The sequence below is a fragment of the Streptomyces sp. NPDC007157 genome, assembly GCF_040634235.1.
In the GTDB taxonomy this organism is placed as follows: domain Bacteria; phylum Actinomycetota; class Actinomycetes; order Streptomycetales; family Streptomycetaceae; genus Streptomyces.
Genome location: NZ_JBEYFE010000003.1, coordinates 224,352 through 239,629, shown reverse-complemented (window position 1 = coordinate 239,629; position 15,278 = coordinate 224,352). Strand labels below are relative to the sequence as shown.

The following is a 15,278-nucleotide window of genomic DNA, read 5'->3' as shown; positions in this document are numbered from 1 at the left end:
GCGGTTCCTCCCCAACTGACCACGCCACAGCACCCGCCGCGGTTCACGTGATGTGGGTTACACCCGTCGTTCCCGGTGAACCGGCGGGACGCCTGCGGCGTGGTCCAACTGACCGGAGTCTCGACTGGGAGGCCCACTCATGGCCGACAGCCTGAAAATCGAATACAACGTTCTCAACGACGCCAAACGGGACCTGGAGAGCCTGGCCGGAGACATCGGCCCGCTGCTCGACAACAGTCTCTTCTCCCAGGTGGGGCAGCGGGACTACGACGGGTACACCTCCGGCGACGCCTTCACCATCCTCGGTGACCAGACCCTCGCCGACGCCGTCGCGGGCTTCTACGACAACGCCAGCAGCACCATGAGCCACGCGGACAAGGGGCTCAAGGAGCTGGCCGGCGCGTTCGGTTCGGTGGGCGAGGCGTTCCTGTCCTTCGACTCGGAACTGGCCCAGGGCATGGGCATCACGGGCAGCAACCTGGGCCTGCAGAACTACTTCCGGGACAAGGACCTCTGGGACTACAAGCAGTCCCACCTCGACCAGTGCGTGCCCGGCCCGGACGGCACGATGCCGGACTTCTGCTCCGCCACCGACCCGGGCAACCCGCCGCTGGACCAGACGATCAACACCGAGCGGGGCAGCGTCCACACGCACCTCACGCTCGACGACCAGCGTCATGTGATCAAGGAGGAGTCCACCGTCACCTACGACGGCAAGACGTACACCTCGGTCACCAACTACTCCAGCGACGGCAATCACTACACCACGGACACCTCCTACCCGGACGGCAGCACCGTCCACTCGGAGACCAACCTCAACTCCGACGGCAGCGGCACGATGGTCACCACCGGCAGTGACGGTGACCGCACCGAGTACACCCGCGGTCCCAAGGACGCCAACGGCGACCAGCCGGACTGGCAGCAGGTGGGCGGCGACGACGGCAGCGGGGACGGCGACCCGTCCGACAACCCGCCGGTCGTCGAATAGCCGACCAGCAACCTCTCCACCACATCGACACCGACAGGAACGGACAGGAACCCCATGGCCAGCTACAACGGCATCAACCTCGACTACCACAAGATCGAGGAGGTCGTGAGCCTGCTGCACGACGCCCACGAGAACCTGTTGCCGGTGCTCAGCAACCTGCGCAACCGGGTCAACACCCTCGTCGACGACGGCATGGTCTTCCAGCAGTCCAGTGAGGTCATCCGCACCACCTACAACAACTTCGACACCAGCCTGCTCGCCGCCGTGAAGGGCATCAACGACTTCTCGGAGATGTTCAACGGCATCAAGGAGAACGCGATCCAGTTCGACCAGGGCATCAGCAGCAGCCTGCAGAACAACTCGTAGCTCCCGCAGTACGACGAGGGCCTCCCCGGAGTTTCCGGGGAGGCCCTCTCGCTGTCCGCGGTGCCGGTCAGGCGCGCAGTGGTGTGAGCGGCACCTGGACGGCGAGCAGGGTGCCGCCGGGGCCGGCCGTCCAGGCCCGGCCCGGGTGCGTCGCCGCCCGCACCACACTGGGCAGCAGGCGCAGGCCCACCAGATCGCCCTCGGACAGGTTCTTCGGCGCGAGCAGCAGACCGCTCCGGGCCCGCCGGGCGGCGAGGGTCCAGCCGCTCATACCGCTCTGGAAACCCTCCGCGGAGGCCGCGTAGACAAGGCCGAGACCCTGGTCGCGACCGGAGACGGCGAGCTCCTTGAGGACCTTGTCGGCCGCCGAGTTGGTGAGCAGATCGGCGTCGTCGATCATCACCACCCGCGGTCCGGGCAGCGCGTCCAGCGCCGCCCGCACGGTGTCGGCCGAGGGGTCGCTCTCGGTGAGCACGGTGGCGGTGGCATGCCGGTCCAGGGCGCGCAGCGGCGACTCACGCGGGGTGAGCACCACCAGCGAGGTGCCCCCGGCCAGCAGCGACACGGCGATCGAGGCCAGGGTGTTGCTGCGCCCCGACCCGGCCGGGCCGAACACCCCGAACGCCGAGGCGGTGCCGGCCAGGTCCGTGCCGACGGGACCGCCCTCGTCGCCACCGACACCGAGCAGACCCCACAACGGCCGCCGCTGGGCCGCCTGGACCTTCTCGTAGGCCTCGGCGAACTCCACCGAGCGCGGCAGCACCGCCACCTGGAACGGCCGCCGGGCCTCGGGCACCTGGGCGTCCCGCTTGCGGGCGCTCTCGCCGATCGAGCGCAGCGCCTCCGCCTGCTCGGTACCGCCGCCGGCGGCGAGCAGCGCCACCTGGGTCTCGGTGCCGCTGAGCACATGCCAGCCGCGGCCGGGCGGGATGTCGGCCGGGATCTTGTTCGGCATCATGCCGACGGCCTGGTAGTCGCTGCGGTCGCCCTGGCGGAGCAGCAGCTTGTGGTCGTTGTGCGCGGCCATCCGCCCGCCCAGCAGTGAGCGTTCCGAGGTGGCGACGACATGGATGCCGGCGGCGGCACCCTCGCGCATCAGCCGGATGACCTCCTGGAGCAGCTGGCCGTGGTCGTGTTCGTCGAGGATGACCTGCAACGAGTCCCAGCCGTCGATCAGCAGTATGATGTGCGCCGGCCGTTCGGCCTTCGGCAGCAGCCGGCGCAGCTCCGCGATACCGGTCGCGCTGTGCGTCTGGGCCAGGTCCTGCCGTTCGGTCAGTTCCCGGTTCAGCCGGCGCAGCATCCGCCCGAGCCGCTCCAGGTCGTGCCGGGAGACCACACCGCCGCAGTGCGGAAGCGCACCGACGGCGGTGAGGCCGCCGCCGCCCGCGTCGATGCCGTACAGGTGCACGTCGGCGGTGCTCGCCACCCGGGCCGCCGAACCGGCGACGGTCCGCAGCACCTGGGTACGCCCGGAGCGCGGCGCGCCGATGATGTACAGGTGCCCGAAGGTGGTGAGGTCGGCGACGGCGACCCGGCGCTGCTGGAGCTGCGGGACGTCCTCCAGGGCGTAGGGGACGACCAGGCGGCCGTCGCGGGTGGCGCCGAGCTCGTCCAGGTCGTCCAGGACCAGTTGGCGCTGGAGCGGAGGCAGCCAGGGGCTGGGCTGCTGGGTGAAGTCGTCCAGCAGGTCGGCGGCGGAGCGGATCTCCTCGACGAGGACCTGGAGGTCGGTCGGCGCCGGGCCCTGCGGGGCCGACGTCGTCACCGTCCGGGTCTCCGCGGGAAGTCCGGCGGGGCGGCCCAGCGCGTCCCAGCCCACGTCCACCGAACGCACGGGCTTGCGGGGACCGGCCTCCGGCTCGGCCGTGGCGGCCGGGTTCTCCCGGGGGCGTTCGGCACCCACCCAGGCGGTCTGGAACGGATCCGCCTGCCGCGGTCCGCGCCGCACCAGGGCCCGGCCGGGCGTGGCGGTGGAGATGTCGACGGCGTCCTTGACGTCGATGATGTCCTGGCTCTCGGTCTGGTCGGTGACCCGCAGCGCGATCCGCAGGTTGGTGTTGGCGCGGATGTCACCGGTGACCACACCGGCCGGCCGCTGCGTGGCCAGGATCAGGTGGATGCCGAGCGAGCGGCCCCGCTGGGCGATGCTGATCAGCCCGGGGACGAAGTCGGGGACCTCGCGGACCAGGGTGGCGAACTCGTCGATGACCAGCAGCAGCCGGGGCAGCGGCGCCAGCGAGGGATCTGCGGCCCGCTTGGCCCGGTACTCCGGATGGTCCTTGGCGTCGGCGGCGGCCAGCACCTGCTCCCGGCGCCGGAGTTCGGCGGCCAGCGACTCCAGGGCCCGCTCCACGAGGTGGGCGTCGAGGTCGGTGACCATGCCGAGGGTGTGCGGCAGGTGGGCGCACTCCTTGAAGGCGCTGCCGCCCTTGTAGTCGACCAGCACGAAGGTGAGTTCGTCGGGCCGGTTGGCGGCGGCCAGCGAGGCCACGAACGTCTGCAGCAGCTCCGACTTGCCGGAACCCGTGGTACCGGCGACCAGGCCGTGCGGGCCGTCCTGCACCAGGTCCAGGGAGAGCGGCCCGTCGAAGCCGGTGCCGATGAGGAAGGAGGTGCTGGCGGGGTCGCGCTGCCAGCGCTCCAACAGACCCTGCGCGTTTGGCGGTTCCTGCTCCAGCAGGTCCAGGAGGCGGACCCGCTGGGGGAGTCCGGCGTCGTGCTCGGGGCTGACGTCCCGGATCGGGGCCAGCGCCCGGGCCAACTGCTCGCACCACTCGGGAGAGACCCGGTCGGCACGGACGGCGGGCAGGTCGGGCGCGCCGGGGCGCCGCACGGTCAGCCGGCCGTCGGCCGCGAGGACCACACCGGTGCTCTCCTCGGGCAGCAGCCGCTCCTGCTCGTCCAGACAGACGCTGAAGATCCGCACCCGCGGGCCCTCGGTGAGCACCTGGACCATGCCGGGCACGTCACGCAGCCGCCGGGCGCCGTCCGCGATCACCAGCACGTCGGGTTCGGTGAAGACCACGTCACGGTCGTTGCCGGCCTGCCGGCGGCGCGCCTGCACCTGGGAGACCAGTTCGCTCATCCGGGCGGCCGTGGACTCGGGGTCGTTGCCGATCAGCACCATCGGTCCGCCGGCCGTGCCGGGCTTGAGATGCGGCAGCCAGCGGGTCCACGCCCAGTCCGTCACCCGGTCCGGCTCGGTCAGGATGACGACCCTGAGGTCCCGCGGGCTGTGCAGCACGCCCGCCTGCGCCACCAGCCAGCGCGCCAGCGGCTGCACCTCGGTCGCCGGACCGGCGATGCCGACGACACCGTGCGCGGTGATGTCGACGCCGATCGGCGTGTCGGGGATGTTCCAGCGGATCGAGCGGTGGTTCTCGTCCCGGGCCGGGTCCTCCAGCTCCCGTACCGACGGCTGGTCCACCGTGCCGAGGCGCAGCACCAGGTGATCCGGGTCCCGTCGGCGCCGCTCCCACAGCCGGCCGCCGGGACCGGTGGCGATCAGGGCGACGGCCGCCGGGTCCGGGCCGGTCTTGTCGCGGACCCGCCGCTCGCCGACGACCGCGTCCCGGACCTGCTTCTCAAGGACGTCGAGGCGCTGTTCGTAGGCCCGCTCGGACTCCAGGAACTGTTTGCGGGCGGCACGCCGGCCGGTCGCCCAGTTCGACAGCATCATCATCGGGCTGAGGAACAGGAAGACCAGGAAGTAGTACGACTTGAAGATGCTGACCATGAACAGGCCGAGGACGATCGGGGAGATCATCATCACGGTCGGGAACGGCCGTTTCTGCGGCGGCGACGGCGGCTGCGGCAGCCGGACCCGCTCGGCGTCCAGGTGCGGGGCGATCCGCGGCGGCCGGTTGTAGTCCACGCCGTAACCGTCGGCGGACGGGGTCACGGCCGCGTCCGCCTCGACCGGCGCGCTCATCCGCAGCAGCACCGGACCCACGGTCAGATCCTCACCGGCCGGCCAGGGCACCGGGCCCGGCCCCGCCGGGCGTTCCCGCGGCGGCTGGGGGCGGGGCCTGCGCAACTGGGTGATGGCGTCGTCGGGCGGCGGCGACGCGAGCCGGGCCCGGACGGCCGCCTCGGGTTCGTCGTCGGTGCGGTGCCAGGCCGCGGAGCCGTCCGCGCCGACCGTCACCCACAGCCCGGACTCGGGCACCCCGGCGCCGGCGTCGAGCCGCAGGGCGCACAGCGGGTCGGTGCCGATCTCGTGGCTGCCGGGGCCGAGGCGCCAGGTGCGCCCGGCGCCGGGCCCGGAGACGATGTGCACCTCGGCGAGGACACCGTCCTGGTCGCTGTCGTCATGGACCCGGACCAGGTCGGCCGGGCGGGCCGGGCCGCCGAGCCCGAGCAGGCCGCCGTCGCGGATGCCGCTGCCCGAAACCCGGGTCTCGGGGTCGAGCCGGTGGCCGTCGGCGTAGAGGTTGCGCGCCTGCGGGGCGCCGGCCGTGGCCCAGTCGGCGCCGCCGGCGGCGGCCTCGTCCTGGGTCAGGGCGGCGGCGAGATCGCCGACGGTCGCGTTCGAGGGCAGCCGGACCTGGTGGTCGCGGCGCTGTCCGTCCGTGGCGTCCACGGTGGTGATGGTGAGGTTCACGGCTCCCAGCCGGGCGGTCGTTCGTGCGGAATCAGGGGACGGGTACGGCGGTTACGGCGCCGGCGGCGAGCTCGCGGAGACACCGGCCGCACCGGAGGTGCTCGGTTCCGCGAAGTCGTCGTCGCTCTCGGCCGCCGGAGCCGGAGCGGGTACCGGCACGGCGGCCGGCTCGGGCTCGGGGGCCGGCCGGGTGGCCGAGACGCCGGTCGGCCCGGCGGTCGGCGCCGCGCCGGCGTCGAGGTCCGGCTCGTCCGGCAGCAGGTCCGGGTCGGCGGCGGAGGTGACGTCCTGCGGACGCGTGACCTCGTGGTCCGGGCGGTCGGGGCACGGCGGCAGCGCGGACAGGGTCCGGGCCACCGCCCGCGACAGCGGCAGCACGTCGACCCGGGCGGCGGCGGGAGCGCCGTGCGCCGTGAGCGTCGAGTCCGGCGCGATCTCCAGCAGCCGGGTGCGGCCCCGGGCCACCCCGAGGCTCAGCAGCCGCACCCCCGACGGCAGCGGCCGCTCCAGCGGGTCGGCGCACACGGCGACCTCGATGCCGGGCTGCCCGACGGTGGCGGTGGCCGTCGCCCCCGCATGCCGGGGGTGCACCCCGGCGGCGATGGCGACCCGCCCCTCGGGCAGCCGGGCGTCCACCTGCGCGGCGAGCGCCTGGAGCACGGCGCGAGCCGTACGGGCGGCGCGCGGCGGGCCGTACACGGACAGCGCGGGCGGCCCGGAGCGCAGGTCGAGCAGCACGGCGTGTCCCATGTCGTGCCCCACGCACACCAGCAGCGGCGCGGCGGGGTGTTCGGCGTCGTCCGTGAGATCGGTGCGGTCGATCCACCACAGCCGCGGATCGGTCTCGTCGGCCGCCCAGGGCTCCGGCGGCTCGCGCAGCGCGTCGCCGTCCGCCGCGACCAGCACGGCCATCCACTCGGGCCCGGCCAGCACACCGTAGGGACGGACCCCCGGGCGGACGGACGCGGCCAGGGCCGTGGCCCGCTCGGCGTCGGCCCACACGGCGGGGTCGCGCAGCAGCCGGACCAGCAGCCGCAGTCCGCGCCGGTAGCGCAGTTCGGTGCGGACCGGACCGGTGAACGCCCGCACGGTGAGAGTGATCTCACGCCGGAGGCGGCGCCACAGGGCCTTCCAGCCGCCGCCGCGCCGGACCAGCCAGCTGGTGACGGCGAGGACGAGAACCAGCAGGCCGACCAGGCCGAGCAGGGTGGTGATGGTGTCGGAGGTCATCGCGTCTCTCCCCGGAGTCTCTCTGCTCCGGCCGGGTGGCAGCCGTGGGATTCGAGGGTGGTGCGCAGCGCGCGGATGCCGTGATGGGTACGGGACTTGACGGTGCCCGGGGGCAACCCGAGCTGGCGGGCCACGTCGTCGCCGGCCTGGCCCAGCAGATGGACCCGGGCGACGGCCTCGCGGTGGGCGGGAGCCAGCGTGCGCAGCGCGGAGACCAGCATCCGGCGGTCACCGACCTGTTCGGCGTGGTCGGGCACGGGTGCCGGCGCGGCACCGCCGAAGTCCGCCGCGGTGATCCCCACCGGCACGGTCCGGTCCCGGCGCCGGGTGTCGACCACGAGGTTGCGGGCGACCCGGAACAGCCACATGCGGATGGGCCGGTCGCGCCAGTCCAGCCGGCCGGCCGCCTGCCAGGCCCGCAACAGGGTTTCCTGGACGACGTCCTCCGCGCCGTGGGGGTCACGCCCCATCATGCCGGTCACGAAGCGGCGCAGGCTGTCGCGCTCCGCGAGCAGGAGGCCGAGCGTCCGGTCCGCGCCGTCGGCGCGGTCATGGTCGATGAGGCCCAATGCCTCCGCCTTCCGGTGTCGGGTGGTGCTGTTGTGCTGTCTTGCGATGTCGCTCTGTGTCACTGTGAAACGCTTCAGGCACGAACGCTAGCGCGAAAAACGGAACTTCCCGAAGTCACCATTGCTGTGGACTTCAACAAGTTCGTCACAGGCAACTCCGCATAGGTGGACGGAAGGTGACGTTCGGCGGGATCTTCGTGGACAGGCGTCCGGAGCTGCGCCCCTCCTTGGTTACTGTTCCTGTGTCCCGCTCGTTCCGGGCGTTCCGAGAACTTCACGAGACCTTCAGGAGACGACGTGCCGCCCCTTCGTAAACCCCGGCCCCCGGCGGAACGGCCCGGCAGTCCGGCGGGACGATTCAGCGACACCTTCGCCAGCCGTCCCACGATGCCCCGCCGCGGGTTGGTGCCGGGCGTACGGGTGTGGGCGACCGTGGCCGCGGCGGCCGGACTGACCGTCGTCGTCGCCCTGGCCGTACCGGTGCTGAGCCACGTCGATCTCTTCCCGGACCCGGACACCACACCGGCCGCGGCGGTGGCGCCGGGGGAGCCGACAACGCTGTCCAGCACGTCGGAGTCGCCGTCCCCGTCGTCGACGCCGTCCCACACCCCCTCGCACAAGCCCGCCAAGGCCGGTTCCGGCGGCTCCGGGTCCGGCGGCGGCACGGGCGGCGGCTCGACCGGGCAGCAGTCCGGCGGCGGATCCGTCAGCTCCGGTTCGCACTCGGACTCCGGCACGCACTCGGGCTCCACCTCGTCCGGTTCGAAGTCGGGCGGCTCAAAGTCGTCGTCCTCGGGTGGGAAGTCCTCCTCCGGGGGTTCCTCGTCGAGCGGGGGCACCAAGACCACCCCCGTCCCCGGCGTGGCACTGATCGGGAACCCGTCCGGCCGCTGCGTCGACGTCACCAACGCGGGCGGGGACGGCACCCGGCTGGAGATCCTGGACTGCTCGGGCGCGGCCAAGCAGAAGTGGGTCTTCAAGTCCGACGGCACCATCCGCTCGCTCGGCCTGTGCATGGACCTGGCCTGGGGCAACACCGCCAACGGCACTGCGATCCAGGTCGCCAAGTGCAGCGGCAACCGCGCCCAGCTGTTCTACCTCAGCTCGGCCGGCGACCTGGTCAGCTCCCTGGCCGACAAGTGTGTCGACGTCACCGACAACGGCACCGGCAACGGCACCAAGCTCCAGCTGTGGACCTGCGCCGGCACCCCCAACCAGAAGTGGCACAAGGGCTGACCTGCCCGGGGCGTCACCAGCTGCTACCGCTGAGCACGCACCGCCCGGCGGCGGGCACCGAACACCAGCTTGAGGGTGCCCGCCGTGGACGGTGACGCCGAACCGCGCAATACGTCGTGGCCGGGCGCGAGCACGGCGTCGGCGGTGAGCAGTTCGATCTCGATCAGCGTGCCCACCAGCGGGCGGTGGGCGGCCGGCATCACTTCGAGCAGTTCCCGGGCCGACCGCAGGTCGGCCCGCGCGGTCTCGACCTCGTGTGCCACGAGCGAGCGCAGACCGGCCGAGGCCCGGCCCGCCGCGAGGTCCTCCACCGTGACGGAGAAACGCTTCAGGGTCTCCGCGGGGATACCCGGCCGGCCCTCCCGCAGGTCCTCGGCGAGGTCGTTGACGAAGTCCAGCCGCTGGCTGCCGTCGATGAGCCTGCGGCAGCCGGCCAGGAACCGTCCGCCGGGGTCGGTCTCGGGGCCCAGCAGCGCGCCTATCAGCAGGAAGGCCGGCATCGAGTAGGCGTCGAGGTAGTCCTGGTAGTCGGCCTCGGTCTGGAAGCCGGTGAACTCCAACTCGGCGGAGGCGGTGGCCAGACAGGTCTCCACGACCTCCCGGTGCCGGGGGTGCGCGGCGACCGTGTGCAGGAGGGTACGGACCAGGGGATCGTCACTGGTCCCCGTCTCCAGCCCCGCACGCACCCGTCGCTCCCAGTCGGCCCACGCCTGCGCACGCCCCGCCTCGGGACCGCTGTCCAGCAGGCCGTCCCCGTGGTGCATCACGGCCGTCGCGGCCACCACATGGGGCTGCACCGCGGGCGGCAGCAGCATCCGGCAGGCCAGGTAGGCGCTCCGGCGATACCGCCGGACCATGCGCCGTTGGGTGCTGTAGTCCCGCCGCAGCTCCGGATCCCGGATCCCGGCCGCGGTCAGGCTCTGATTCCACGCGCTCACGAGAAGATCGTAGAGGCAGGCGCGGACCGCGGAGCCCGACCGCGGAAGAGCGTTCAGGAAAGGGACTTGAGGAAGTCGACGAGCGCCGCGTTCACCTCGTCCGGGCGTTCCTGCTGGGTCCAGTGGCCGCAGCCAGGCAGCTTGAGGGGTTCGCGCACCAGGTTGGGCATCAGGACGGGCAGCCGCTCGATGAGTTCGGGCGTACCGGGGAACGCCGGGACCAAGTCACGGTCGCCGTAGACGTACAGCGCAGGCGGGGTGACGCGGGCACCCTGCCAGGGAGCGGTCAGTTCCCAGTTGCGATCGAGGTTGCGGTACCAGTTCAGCGCCCCGGTGAAGCCCTGCGAGAAGCTCTCGGTGAGGGCGTCCAGGTCCTCCTCGGTGAACCACGAAGGCAGCCGCTCGGGATCCGGCATGTCGGCGAGCCAGCCGCGCTCGGGATTCACCAGGGGCTGCCCGACCGAACCGCTGTCACCGGAGGCCGAGAAGAAGAACTTCCGCAGCGTGGTGCGAGTGTCGCGGGCGAACTCCGCGTCGGCGACACCCGGCCGGTCGAAGTAGTTCCAGTAGAAGCGGCCACCGAACATCTCGTCCATGGCCTGCAGCGGCGGCTTCGTCCCCCGGAACGGCGGCGGCACGCTCAGTCCGGCCACCCCGCGCACCAGGTCCGGGCGGAACAGCGCGGTGTGCCAGGCCACCGGCGCACCCCAGTCGTGCCCGACGACGAACGCCTTCTCCTCGCCCAACTCCCGGATCAGCCCGACGACATCGCCGACCAGGTGGAAGATGCTGTACGCGTCCACGTCCTCGGGGTGGTCGCTGCTGCCGTAGCCCCGCTGGTCGGGGGCGACCACATGGAAGCCGGCCGCGGCCAGCGGGCCGAACTGGTGCTGCCAGGAGTGCCATGACTCGGGGAAGCCGTGCAGCAGCACGACCAGCGGGCCGGAACCCTCTTCGGCGATGTGCAGCCGGATTCCGTTCACGTCGATCAATCGATGCTGAACCATGTGCCCGAGCGTACGCGCAACGATCTTCGGTCACCGTGTCCGGTACTGCCGTCGACGCGCGTTCAGGTCATGCTGTCTCGCACCGTGGCGGTGGCGTCGAAGGCGTGCGTGACCTCCGGCTCGGTGCCGGGCAGCAGCAGGGCCCGGGAGGTCGCCTCGAAGCGGTGGTCGGTCTCGGTCAGCCGGGTGTGGTGCTGGGCGAGATGCTCCGCCCAGGAGCCGATGAGGTAGTTCTCGATGAAGCGGCCGGGCGCGTTGCCGTCCTCGTACAGACCCCAGGTGAGCGCCCCGGTGCGGCGCCGGGAGTGGGCCACCTGCCGCATGGCGGCGGTGAAGGCGGCGCCGTCGGCGGGGGCGACGTGGTAGACGACGGAGACGAGGACCGGGCCGTCGGCCGGGCCGGGCTCGTAGACCAGGGGAGGGGCCGGCCAGTGGTCGGACGGGGTCGGGTCGATGCGGGTGGCGTCGTACAGCGGCCACAACGGGACGCTGGCCGCGGCGAGCAGCAGCAGTGCCGCGGCGATCAGCAGTGCGGTGGCCAGCCCGAGCCACTGGGCGAGCGCGCCCCACAGCGGTGCGGCCAGCGCCTGCCCGCCCTGGAAGACCAGGAGATAGACGGCCAGGCCCCGGGCCCGCACCCAGCCGGGGAGCCGGGTCTGGGTCGCGGCGCTGAGGGTGGACAGGACCCCGATCCAGGCCAGCCCGGCGGGCAGCAGGGCGAGCGCGACGACCCAGGTGACGTGGACGGTGGCCAGGACGGCCAGCACCACGGCGAAGACGGCGGCTCCGGCGGCCAGCGTGCCGTTGGCGCCGAGCACCTTGCGCATCCGGGGCAGCAGGAAGGCGCCGCTGACCGCGCCGACGCCGACGGCGGTCAGGAGCAGGCCGTAGCCGCCGGAGCCCAGGCCGAGCGAGTCGCCGGCGACCAGCGGCAGCAGGGACCACACGGCGGCCGCGCCGGGGATGAACAGGGCGGTGCGCAGCAGGACGCGCCGGACGCCCGGAGCGTTGCGTACATAACGACGGGCCGCGTACAGGGCGGTGAGGAACCGTTCGCGTTCGGCGGCCGGGACGGGCGGGGCCGGCGGCCGTTTCCACAGCAGCAGGACGATCACGATGCCCAGGAACGAGACCGCGTTGAAGGCGAAGGTCCAGCCCGCGCCCGCCGCCGCGACCAGCACACCACCGATCGCCGGTCCGATGGCCCGGGCCAGGTTCATGTTCACCGCGCCCAGCGCGGACGCCTCGCCCAGCTGGCTGCGCGCGACCAGTTCCGGCTGGATCGCCTGCCAGGCCGGGCCCATCAGGGCGGTGCCGCAGCCGAGCAGGAACGTCAGGGCGAGCAGCGGTCCGGGGGACAGCGTGCCGGCGAAGGCCAGGACGGTGAGGACGGTGGCCACCGCGCACATGGCCAGCTGGGCGACCACCAGCAGCCGGCGCCGGTCGAAGCGGTCCGCGAGCACCCCGGAGGGCAGGGCCAGCAGGACGACCGGCAGGCTGGAGGCGGTCTGGACGAGGGTGACCAGAGTGGCCCCGTGGCCGAGGAGCAGCCACTGGGCGCCGACGGTCTGCATCCAGGTGCCGACGTTCGACACGAACTGCGCGATCCACAGGGCCCGGAACACCGGGAGGGCCAGGGGTGCCCAGGCCGACTCCGACCCCGGTGAACCGCGGCCCGGGTCGGATTTCGTGCGCACTGCCATGTCACCGCTCCGCGAGGCTTGGGTCCCGGGCGCCCCGGCCCGCCCACACCGCCACCGGACCGGAACGCCGTAAGCCTGTCAGAAGCAGACCCGGAGATCATCCGCCGAACGCCGACGATCTCGCCGTGCCGCGCGGGAGCCGAGCCGTGGTGGTGCCGTGCGGGCGCCGCCCGGCATCGGCCTGGCGCATGAATTGACCCCGACCGATCGGTGGGAGAGATTGATGTCCATGGAGCTGCGGCATCTGAGGTACTTCCTGGCGGTCGCCGAGACCCACAACTTCACCCAGGCCGCCGCGCGTTGTTATGTGGCGCAGTCGGCGCTGAGTCAGCAGATCGCCCGGCTGGAGAAGGGCGTCGGCGCCCCGCTGTTCAGCCGCACGAGCCGCTCGGTACGGCTGACCGCCGCCGGTGAGCTGCTGGAGCCGCGGGCCCGGCGCATCCTCGCCGACGTCGACAACGCCCAGGCCGCCCTCGACGCACTGGCGGGTCTGCGCCGGGGCAGGCTCCGGCTGGGCCTGGTGCAGACGATGGCCGTGCCCTTCGACATGGTGGAGGTGCTGGCCGACTACCGCGCCCGCTATCCCGGCGTCGACCTGCGCGTCTCCAACGATCCCAGCTCCCGGATGGCCGCCGCGGTCCTCGCCGGCACCCTCGATGTCGGGGTGGTCGGACTCGCCGCCCGGCAGGTGCCGGAGGGGTTGGACCACCGGCCGCTGGGCAGCGCTCCGCTGGTCGCCGTCGTACCGCGCGAGCACGCTCTCGCGGACCGGGAGGCCATCGACCTGGCCGAACTGCCGGACAGCCATCCGCTGATCCAGTTCACGCGGGGCAGCGGCCTGCGCCGCCAGGTCGAGGCGGCCTTCGCCCGCGCGGGAGCGGAGGCGGGGCAGCACTTCGAGGTGGGCCAGATCCACGACATGATCCGGCTGGCCGCACGCGGGGTGGGCGTCACCGTCGTACCCCGGTCCACCGTCGTCGGCCCCGGCTCCGTACTGGGCCTCGACGCCGCCGACGAACTGCCCCGGGGCGCGCGGATGCTGCGTCTGACGGACGACGAGGCCGTGCACCACATCTGCGTGGCGTACGACGGCAGCCGGCTGGCTCCGGCCGCCGAGGCGTTTCTCGAAGTCCTCGAACACCACGGCGGCGATCGATCGGTATGACCGATCGCTGCCCCCGGATCCATATGTTGGACAGGGGGACCGGGGTGCCCGGAGGCTGGAGAGGACGCACCGCGCGAGCCGCGGCTTCGCTCCAGTCCCGAGGGGACCGCCATGTCGATCAAGGATGCCGTCCAGCCCGTACTCCGTGAGGCACGGGCGACCGTGCTGCCCGACCCGGCGGACCGCCATGGCCCCCTGCCCCCGCTGATGCTCGCCCTCACCGTGGTGACCGGCCTCGTGGACGCCTTCAGCTACCTGGTGCTCGGCCATGTCTTCGTCGCCAACATGACCGGCAACGTGGTCTTCTCTGGCTTCGCGCTCGCGGGCGCCGCGGGGTTCTCCTTGGCGGCGTCGCTGGCCGCGCTGGCCGCCTTCGGCGCGGGCGCCCTGGTGGGTGGCCGGATCGCGCACCGGGCCCGCGCGCACCGCGGCCGCGTCCTGCGCCTGGCGCTCGTCGTGGAGACGGTCCTGTTCCTGGGGGCCTACGCCGTCGCCCGGTACGGCGCCCCCCTCGACACCGCCGGGACCCGGTATTCGCTGATCGCGCTCCTCGGCCTCGCGATGGGCATCCAGAACGCGACCGCCCGCGCGCTCGCCGTGCCCGACCTCACCACGACCGTCCTGACCCTGACCATCACCGGCATGGCCTCCGACAGCAGGGCCGCCGGAGGCGGCGGAGGCAAGACCGGCCGGCGCGCCCTGTCGGTGCTGGCGATGTTCGCCGGGGCCCTGATCGGCGCCTTCGCCGTCCGCCACGGCACCCCCGCCCTGCCGCTGCTGCTCGCCACCGTGCTCCTCGCGGGCAGCACGCTCGACGCGTTCGCCCTGACCCGCTCGGACGCTCGCTGGAGCGCCCCGGTGTGACTTGAGCCCCGGGCGTGGTCCGCGCAGCGCCACCTGCGCATACCCGGCCGCGAGCAGCCCGGCGAAGAGGAAGAAGCAGCGCGCCGTCACCTTGCCGAGGCTCCGGCGCCGGGCCACTCCCGGGTGTCCGCCACCCCGAGGTGGGTACCCGGGGCCGATGTACAGGACTCATGAACAACTGGCCGCCGCCGGTTCGGCGGTGGGGATGATCGTGGTCGTCGTCTGCGGTCTGCTCGTGGTGGCCGCGCTGGTGGGGGCCGTCCGGCTCGGTATCGGGGTACGGCGACGGGAATCCGCACCGCCCCGGCGCTCGGAACAACCCACCCTGCCCCGCACCGGACCCGTGCGCGAAGAGCGCGAGATGCGCGAGCCGAATGAGGTGCCGCGGGCCGGGAGCGATGGTGACCGACTCACCCCGCACCAGCTCGGCAACGCCCCCAGCAGGTCCGGCGAGAACCAGACCCGCCCCCGCTGGTAGCCCGGCTCCGGCGGCTTCTTCCGCAGTGCGGCAGCGGCGTGCAGTGACGACCCGGGTCCCGGGCCCGTGCGGGCCCCGGGCCCCCGGGGGGGCACCCCACCCGCCGGGGGGGCGGGGGGGGGGCCCCG

At 73.0% G+C, this 15,278-nt stretch carries 12 protein-coding genes; 6 read left to right on the top strand and 6 right to left on the bottom strand.

Annotated features, from left to right (window positions below; all coding sequences use genetic code 11):
* Positions 1-139 precede the first annotated feature (139 nt).
* Together ABZ642_RS06615 and ABZ642_RS06610 are read left to right on the top strand one after the other, a co-directional pair.
* A complete protein-coding gene (locus ABZ642_RS06615) occupies positions 140-988 on the top strand; it encodes a hypothetical protein (RefSeq protein WP_360478151.1) in 849 nt (282 codons plus the stop codon).
* A gap of 54 nt (positions 989-1,042) precedes the next feature.
* Entirely contained in the window at positions 1,043-1,354 is a 312-nt protein-coding gene (locus ABZ642_RS06610; RefSeq protein WP_046730425.1) for a hypothetical protein, read from the top strand.
* A 67-nt stretch (positions 1,355-1,421) separates the two neighbouring features.
* Here ABZ642_RS06610 and ABZ642_RS06605 read toward each other — a convergent pair whose 3' ends face one another.
* The 3 genes from ABZ642_RS06605 to ABZ642_RS06595 are packed head-to-tail and all read right to left on the bottom strand — an operon-like array spanning position 1,422 to position 7,822.
* Entirely contained in the window at positions 1,422-5,960 is a 4,539-nt protein-coding gene (locus ABZ642_RS06605; protein ID WP_360478148.1) for an FtsK/SpoIIIE domain-containing protein, read from the bottom strand.
* Between the two features lie 51 nt (positions 5,961-6,011).
* Complete coding sequence (locus ABZ642_RS06600) at positions 6,012-7,190, bottom strand: hypothetical protein (RefSeq protein ID WP_360478145.1); 1,179 nt, start codon at positions 7,188-7,190, stop codon at positions 6,012-6,014.
* Positions 7,187-7,822 (bottom strand): sigma-70 family RNA polymerase sigma factor, encoded by a 636-nt coding sequence (locus ABZ642_RS06595; protein ID WP_360478142.1) that lies wholly within the window; start codon positions 7,820-7,822, stop codon positions 7,187-7,189. Before ABZ642_RS06595 ends, ABZ642_RS06600 begins: the two co-directional genes overlap by 4 nt.
* 324 nt (positions 7,823-8,146) lie before the next feature.
* On the opposite strand from ABZ642_RS06595, the gene ABZ642_RS06590 reads away from it, so the two are divergent.
* The gene (locus ABZ642_RS06590; RefSeq protein ID WP_360478139.1) at positions 8,147-8,995 is read left to right on the top strand and encodes an RICIN domain-containing protein; all 849 of its coding nucleotides are present in this window, start codon (positions 8,147-8,149) and stop codon (positions 8,993-8,995) included.
* A 23-nt stretch (positions 8,996-9,018) separates the two neighbouring features.
* Here the strand turns inward: ABZ642_RS06590 and ABZ642_RS06585 are convergent, their stop codons facing one another.
* From ABZ642_RS06585 to ABZ642_RS06575, 3 genes are all read right to left on the bottom strand, one after another.
* The gene (locus tag ABZ642_RS06585; RefSeq protein WP_360478136.1) at positions 9,019-9,933 is read right to left on the bottom strand and encodes a squalene/phytoene synthase family protein; all 915 of its coding nucleotides are present in this window, start codon (positions 9,931-9,933) and stop codon (positions 9,019-9,021) included.
* 53 nt (positions 9,934-9,986) lie between these two features.
* Positions 9,987-10,940, bottom strand: a complete 954-nt coding sequence (locus ABZ642_RS06580) for an alpha/beta hydrolase (RefSeq protein ID WP_360478133.1) — start codon at positions 10,938-10,940, stop codon at positions 9,987-9,989.
* 62 nt (positions 10,941-11,002) lie between these two features.
* Entirely contained in the window at positions 11,003-12,643 is a 1,641-nt protein-coding gene (locus ABZ642_RS06575; RefSeq protein ID WP_360478130.1) for an MFS transporter, read from the bottom strand.
* Between the two features lie 223 nt (positions 12,644-12,866).
* On the opposite strand from ABZ642_RS06575, the gene ABZ642_RS06570 reads away from it, so the two are divergent.
* From ABZ642_RS06570 to ABZ642_RS06560, 3 genes are all read left to right on the top strand, one after another.
* Positions 12,867-13,808, top strand: a complete 942-nt coding sequence (locus tag ABZ642_RS06570) for a LysR family transcriptional regulator (protein ID WP_360478127.1) — start codon at positions 12,867-12,869, stop codon at positions 13,806-13,808.
* Between the two features lie 111 nt (positions 13,809-13,919).
* Positions 13,920-14,672, top strand: coding sequence for a YoaK family protein (locus ABZ642_RS06565; RefSeq protein ID WP_360478124.1), 753 nt, complete (start codon positions 13,920-13,922; stop codon positions 14,670-14,672).
* A 157-nt stretch (positions 14,673-14,829) separates the two neighbouring features.
* Complete coding sequence (locus ABZ642_RS06560; protein WP_360478121.1) at positions 14,830-15,150, top strand: DUF6479 family protein; 321 nt, start codon at positions 14,830-14,832, stop codon at positions 15,148-15,150.
* Positions 15,151-15,278 lie beyond the last annotated feature (128 nt).